The sequence below is a fragment of the Fibrobacter sp. genome (assembly GCA_012523595.1).
Lineage (GTDB): Bacteria > Fibrobacterota > Chitinivibrionia > Chitinivibrionales > Chitinispirillaceae > JAAYIG01.
Window position 1 is genome coordinate 1 of sequence record JAAYIG010000181.1, and the last position, 6,262, is coordinate 6,262.

Annotated in this window: 6 protein-coding genes; 2 read left to right on the forward strand and 4 right to left on the reverse strand. The window is 47.1% G+C overall.

Annotated elements, in window-relative coordinates; genetic code table 11:
- The first annotated feature begins 34 nt into the window (after window positions 1-34).
- Window positions 35-2,107: a polyribonucleotide nucleotidyltransferase gene (locus GX089_12130; GenBank protein ID NLP03236.1), complete on the forward strand. Its 2,073-nt coding sequence runs from the start codon at window positions 35-37 to the stop codon at window positions 2,105-2,107.
- Between the two features lie 65 nt (window positions 2,108-2,172).
- Window positions 2,173-2,619, forward strand: a complete 447-nt coding sequence (dut, locus tag GX089_12135) for a dUTP diphosphatase (protein ID NLP03237.1) — start codon at window positions 2,173-2,175, stop codon at window positions 2,617-2,619.
- Between the two features lie 8 nt (window positions 2,620-2,627).
- On the opposite strand, the gene GX089_12140 is transcribed toward dut, so the two are convergent.
- The 4 genes from GX089_12140 to GX089_12155 are packed head-to-tail and all read right to left on the reverse strand — an operon-like array spanning window position 2,628 to window position 6,078.
- Window positions 2,628-3,599 carry an aldo/keto reductase gene (locus GX089_12140; GenBank protein ID NLP03238.1) on the reverse strand — a complete coding sequence of 324 codons (972 nt, stop codon included), beginning with the start codon at window positions 3,597-3,599 and terminating at the stop codon, window positions 2,628-2,630.
- A gap of 26 nt (window positions 3,600-3,625) precedes the next feature.
- Window positions 3,626-4,444: a metal ABC transporter permease gene (locus GX089_12145; protein NLP03239.1), complete on the reverse strand. Its 819-nt coding sequence runs from the start codon at window positions 4,442-4,444 to the stop codon at window positions 3,626-3,628.
- Window positions 4,437-5,219: a metal ABC transporter ATP-binding protein gene (locus tag GX089_12150; GenBank protein NLP03240.1), complete on the reverse strand. Its 783-nt coding sequence runs from the start codon at window positions 5,217-5,219 to the stop codon at window positions 4,437-4,439. Before GX089_12150 ends, GX089_12145 begins: the two co-directional genes overlap by 8 nt.
- Entirely contained in the window at window positions 5,212-6,078 is an 867-nt protein-coding gene (locus GX089_12155; protein NLP03241.1) for a zinc ABC transporter solute-binding protein, read from the reverse strand. Before GX089_12155 ends, GX089_12150 begins: the two co-directional genes overlap by 8 nt.
- Window positions 6,079-6,262 lie beyond the last annotated feature (184 nt).

A 6,262-nucleotide genomic window follows, 5' to 3' on the forward strand; every position in this document is an offset into this window, starting at 1 on the left:
AGTCTACATACTTTAAAAGTCAGGAGTTCAATTAATGGCTCGTATCTTTTCAGAAACCGAAGTCAATGGTATAAAGGTTTCACTTGAGACAGGACGTATTGCAAAGCAGGCAGGTGGTGCAGTTATCGCCCGTATTGGAGACACCATGGTCCTTGCAACCGCTTGCAGCGGTGCTGAATCGGAATCAGACTTTTTCCCTCTTTCAGTTGACTATGTGGAAAAAACCTATGCTGCCGGAAAAATCCCGGGCGGATTCATCAAGCGTGAGGGAAGACCCAGCGAGAAAGAGATACTTTCCGCCAGACTGGTGGACAGACCAATACGGCCTCTGTTCCCCAAACAGTATCGCAATGAGGTACAGATAATCTGTACTGTTATTTCAGCAGACGACATTTATGATGCAGATGTCATGGCTATTACTGCCGCATCCTGTGCGCTCTCCATCTCAGATATTCCATTTAAGGAACCGGTGGCAGGTGTGAGGGTCGGGATGGTTAACGGGAACCTTAAGGTTTTTCCCTCCCTTGCCGAAACCGAAACCGGAAGTCTTGACATGGTAGTAGCAGGTACAGAGGATTCGATCATGATGGTTGAAGGCGGTGCATCGGAACTCCCGGAAGAAAAGCTTATCGAGGCACTGGCTCTTGCACATCAGGAAATCAAAAAGATTGTGGCCCTGCAGAAAGAGCTGATCGCTCAGGCCCGTAAAACTGCACCGGTAGAAGTGCCGGAAGAAGAGATCAATCCGGAACTGTTTGAGGCTGTCAACAACCTGGTGAAGGATCGTATTCATGAGATCAGTTTCCGTGGTGACAAGAAAGCACGGTACGGCGGACTTAAGGAACTCCTCGATGAGGTGAAGGCCGCTCTGGCCGAGCGTTTCCCGGAATCTGAACAGCAGATAGCCTCTGTTTTCTCCGAAATCGAACGCAATGATATCCGCCGCACCATTCTCGAAGAGAAAACCCGTATCGGCGGACGGTCACTCGATGAGATACGGAATATCACCTGTGAACTCGATATCCTTCCCCGCGCACATGGTTCCGCCCTCTTTACCAGGGGAGAAACCCAGGCTCTGGTCACTACAACGCTGGGAACAAAGCTCGACGAACAGCATATCGACAGTATTCAGGGCGAATATGATAAATCATACATGCTGCACTATAACTTTCCTCCCTTCTCCGTTGGTGAGGTAAAAAGACTCGGATCTGTGAGCAGGCGTGAGGTCGGCCATGGACATCTGGCCGAGAGATCTCTTGCACCGGTTCTTCCGGATGAAAAGAGTTTTCCCTATACTATCCGGGTTGTATCTGAAATCATGGAATCAAACGGTTCATCCTCCATGGCCTCGGTCTGTGGTTCATCCCTGTCGCTTATGGCCGCCGGTGTTCCTGTAAAAAGCCATGTGGCCGGTGTGGCAATGGGGCTTATAAAAGAGGGTGACAATTACGCTATCCTTACAGATATTCTGGGTACAGAGGATCATATCGGAGACATGGATTTTAAAATCGCCGGTACCAGAGATGGTGTAACAGCTATTCAGATGGATATTAAAATCCATGGGATTACATCAGAGATAATGAAAGAGGCTCTGGAAAAAGCCAGAATTGCACGGATGAAAATTATTGACATAATGGAAAGTGCAATACCGCAGTCACGCAAAGAGCTCTCAGCTTATGCCCCACGCATAAGCACCATAACAATTGATAAGGAAAAAATCCGGGAAGTCATAGGACCAAGCGGAAAAGTAGTGCGTGAAATCCAGGAAACAACAGGCACTACAATCTTTATCGAAGATGATGGTACGATACAGATCGCAGCGGTCAATAAAGAGCAGCGTGATGCCGCTCTGAATAAGATAAAAGGCATAGTTGCTGAACCGGAACTTGGTGCGGTTTACGATGCTGTTGTGAAGACGGTTGTGGATTTCGGAGCGTTTGTGGAATTTCTGCCTGGTAAAGAGGGACTGATTCACATTTCAGAACTCGACAAAACCAGGGTGGAAAAAGTCGAAGATGTCCTCAATGTGGGTGACAAGGTTCGTGTTAAACTGATCGGCTTTGATCGTTTCGGCAAAGTGAAACTGAGCCGCAAAGCTCTTCTCTAAGGTAAATATTTCAAGTCTGACGGGGTTGCCTTCATGGCAGCCCCGTTTTTATTTGGGAAAAATGTATGAATCAAATAGCAGTAAAACGACTCGACCACGCTTCAGACATCCCTCTACCCCGCCGGATGACTCCGGGATCGAGCGGATGTGATATCTGTGCAGCAGTGGAAAGCGATCTGGTGATCGAACCCGGATCAAGGGCACTTATCCCCACAGGTTTCTGCTTTGAGATTCCACAGGGTATGGAGGTTCAGGTCAGGCCAAGAAGCGGCCTTGCATTCAAATTCGGAGTCACTGTACTCAATACCCCAGGAACTATCGATGCTGATTACAGGGGAGAAGTTAAAATCATACTGGCCAATTTTGGAGATCAACCCTTTACAGTCAAAAGGGGTGACCGGGTAGCCCAGGTTGTGCCCATGTCAGTTGCTGCGAATGCTGAATTTATCGAGAAGGATGATATAGCCCTGACAGAGCGGGGAGCAGGCGGTTTCGGCCATACCGGAGTTTAATCTCTCTATTATACCCTTCCCCGGATAAATCCCTCTACTTTCGTATTGTAAAAGGATTTAAGCTCCGAGTGAATCCTGGAGTCAAGCGGCTGCATTGAGCTTGCAAGTGCATTTGATTTTACCTGTCCTGTCTTTGATGCACCGGGAATAGTTGTGCTCACCTCAGGGTGATCCAGTATCCATCGTAATGCAAACTGAGCCATATTCATCGAGGCGGGAACCAGAGATCTTATCTGCCCGGCGAGATCAACGCCGTATTCAAATTCAAGACCTGAGAAGGTCTCCCCCACACTGAAAGCAGCTCCATCACGGTTGTAGCTGCGATGATCCGATTCAGCGAATTTATAATCTTTCGTAAATTTACCGCTCAGAAGTCCGCTTGCCAGAGGAAGGCGAATAATAAGAGCCACTTTCTTTTCCGCGGCTTTGCTGAAAATCTCCTCTGGTTTCTGTCGGAACACATTGAAGATTATCTGTAAAGAGGTAAGATCATTCTGGCGCATGCAAGTTTGCGCCTCGCTGATTGTCTCTACGCTTGCCCCGAAAAACCGGATCTTACCCTCCTGACGAAGTACCCGAAGCCAGTCAAAAACCTCCCCTGATTCCAGATAACTTCCGGGAATACAGTGTAACTGGATAAGGTCGATGGTGTCTCTGCGGAGTCTTCTGAGGGAGTTCTCTACACATCTGCGAAAGAGTTCAAGAGAGTACTTGTCGGGATATCCCTCAAGACGACCCAGTTTGCTGGCGATAAACACATCTTTTCTGTCACTCAGAAAACCGCCTATAATCGACTCACTCCTCCCGGCACCGTAACAATCGGCAGTGTCGAAAAAGTTTATACCCTGCTCAAGGGCCTCATTAAGTATTGATCCTGCATCAGTCTCTGAAATACTGCCCCAGTCTCCTCCGAACTGCCATGTACCAAGTCCTATTTCTGAAACCTTGAACCCCGTGTTACCGAACTCTCTGTAATGCATTGTGACAGTCCCTTCGTTTTTTAGTTCTATTGCAGTCTGTGTTTTAATACCGCTTTTTTCAGAAGAACAGCCAGACCATAGCCCGCACAGGCAGAAATCACAATTGAAGCACCGGCGGTAAAATTAAAACTGTAAGAGATAATCAGTCCAGTGATTGTAAAGAACATCCCGAGCACCGATGACATAATCATCATCCGCTTCAAATCTTTTGTAAACAATTCCGCGATGGAAGCCGGAATCGTAAACAGTGCTATTACCATTATCAATCCGACTACCTGGATAAGCATTATTACCGTAAGGGCAATAAGCATCAGTATGATATAGTAAAGTATCCTTGCCGGGATTCCGGAGATAGATGCAAACTCCTCGTCATAAGAGATACCGAGAATCTCCTTATAGAGGAAAAGCACACATGAAATTATTATTGCATCAAGCAAGAGCATCAGAAAGATATTCTGCAGTGATACAGCCATAATACTGCCGAAAAGATAGCTCATGAGATCTACATAGTAGCCCGGTTTAAGGTCTATCAGTATTATCCCGATGGCCATTCCTGCAGCCCACATCACCCCTATAACCGTGTCGGAACGCTCCTTGTTCCTGCGGGAAACAACCCCCATAAGCAGCGATGATCCCAGAGCAAAGGGAATAATCCCGTTTACAGGAGATATTCCGAGAAATGTTGCCAGTCCCAGCCCACCGTAGGCGGCATGTGCAACTCCACCTGCCAGAAAGGAGAGCTTGTTTACCACAACCAGAGTTCCAACGATTCCACAGGCAATACTGACCAGAACTCCGGTAATAAATGCATTTCTCATGAATTCATATTGAAGAAAATCAGGCATGATTACAGGTCTCCCCATGAGTGTGGAAAACCCGGTGTGGAACTCCGTGGGCGATCAGATCGACGGCACAGCCAAAGGTCCGATTTATACTGTGCTCATCAAGTTTACCGTCGGGATGGAAGAAAACCTCGGTATTGATGCAGGCGACCGACTTGATATACCGGGAGAGTATACCGATATTGTGAGTGACAAGCACCACTGTAGTACCATTTTTATTGATGTTTTGCAGGTACTCGTAAATATCATCTGCTCCTGTGGCATCCACACTGGATGTAGGCTCGTCAAGGAAGAGGATTTCCGGATTTGCAACCAGTGCCCTTGCCAGGAGCACCTTTTGCCGCTGTCCGCCGGAAAGATCACTTATTGCCCTTTTCCTGAAACTCAGCAGTCCAAACTGCTCAAGTATCTCATCAGTCCGCTTTTTATCATCACTTGTAAAGAATCGACCGATTCCCCGTGACCTGGTCAGCCCCATCATCACCACATCGTGAACAGAAATGGGAAATCCCTTGTTAAGATTGGTTTCCTGAGGAATATAGCCCGCTCTGACTCTTGTCTTAATGGGATCTCCCCCAAGGAGACGAATAGTGCCGCTGTCAGGCTTGAGCACCCCTAAAATCAATCTCAGCAGAGTTGTTTTCCCTCCCCCGTTTGGCCCGATTATCCCCAGGAAATCTCCTGCGGCAACAGAAAAAGAGGCATTCTTTACAACTGTATTCGGACCATAAGAAAAGGTAACATTCAGGCACTCTATGCAAAAGTCTTTACTATTCATTTTTTCCCAGAGATTCAGCGAGACTAAGCAGACTGCCGGGCCAGTCTTCAGCCAGCGGATCGGCAATTACGATTTCAGTTTTCAGTTGCCCGGCTATGACTTCAGCAGTTCTCCTTGAGAACTGCGGCTGCACAAAAATGGTTCTTATCCTGCTCTCCCTGGCTTTCCTTATGATACTTTCCATCTCCCTCATTCCCGGCTCTTTTCCTTCGACTTCGACAGAAATCTGAGTCAGGCCAAACTCTTCCGCAAAGTAGCCCCAGGATGGGTGAAAGACCATAAATGGTTGCCCAGGCCTGCAATTTCTCAACAAGGAACGAATCTTTTGCTGCAGCTCCCTGATCTCTGCTTTAAACGCCTCGCAGTTTTTCAGGTAAACTTCTTTGTTTACAGAATCCAGAAGTGCAAGTTCAGCGGCAATTGTATCTGCCTGTTTCAGCACAAGCTCAGGGGAGAGCCAGATATGAGGATCGAGCCCGTGAGAATGTTCATGATGATCAGAAGAGTGGTCATTTTCTGTTTCGTTGATTGCATATACAATTTTTAACTGATGCAGATCTTTGCTGACCCGGGGCAGCCAGGCCTTCTCAAAATCCCCACCAATAGCAAAAAAGAGCTTTGACTGGCTTAATCGGGCCAGTTGAGCTGGTTTAGGCTCATAGGAGTGTGGTGATGATCCGGCCGGAATCAATACATTCACATCGAGAAGACCTTTTCCGATTTTCTCCACAAAGTATTTCTGTGGAGGGATACTTACAAAGACCTGAAGCGCGGTTGGTTTTTTAACCGGTTCAGAACAGTGGAAAAATAACGGACAGAGGGAGAAGAGAAGAAGTGTTGTAGTAAAAAGGAATCGCATGTATATAAAATAGTTGCAGCCTCGAATGTATACATCAGATTATTCCGGGTCCGGGAGTCACCTTGTATGTTTAAATAGTGCAAAAAAATCATATTAGACTGGTATTGAGGGGGTATTCACCTTAGGTTTCGAACCTGTCCCAGAGTGTCCCCTTTTTCCAGGTAGATCCTGGTTAGGAACTTGG

Bases quoted from the DNA above. Each gene is read 5' to 3' on its own strand.
- GX089_12150 (NLP03240.1), bottom strand. From the start codon at position 5,219: ATGAATAGTAAAGACTTTTGCATAGAGTGCCTGAATGTTACCTTTTCT.
- dut (NLP03237.1), top strand. From the start codon at position 2,173: ATGAATCAAATAGCAGTAAAACGACTCGACCACGCTTCAGACATCCCT.
- GX089_12145 (NLP03239.1), bottom strand. From the start codon at position 4,444: ATGCCTGATTTTCTTCAATATGAATTCATGAGAAATGCATTTATTACC.
- GX089_12155 (NLP03241.1), bottom strand. From the start codon at position 6,078: ATGCGATTCCTTTTTACTACAACACTTCTTCTCTTCTCCCTCTGTCCG.
- GX089_12130 (NLP03236.1), top strand. From the start codon at position 35: ATGGCTCGTATCTTTTCAGAAACCGAAGTCAATGGTATAAAGGTTTCA.
- GX089_12140 (NLP03238.1), bottom strand. From the start codon at position 3,599: ATGCATTACAGAGAGTTCGGTAACACGGGGTTCAAGGTTTCAGAAATA.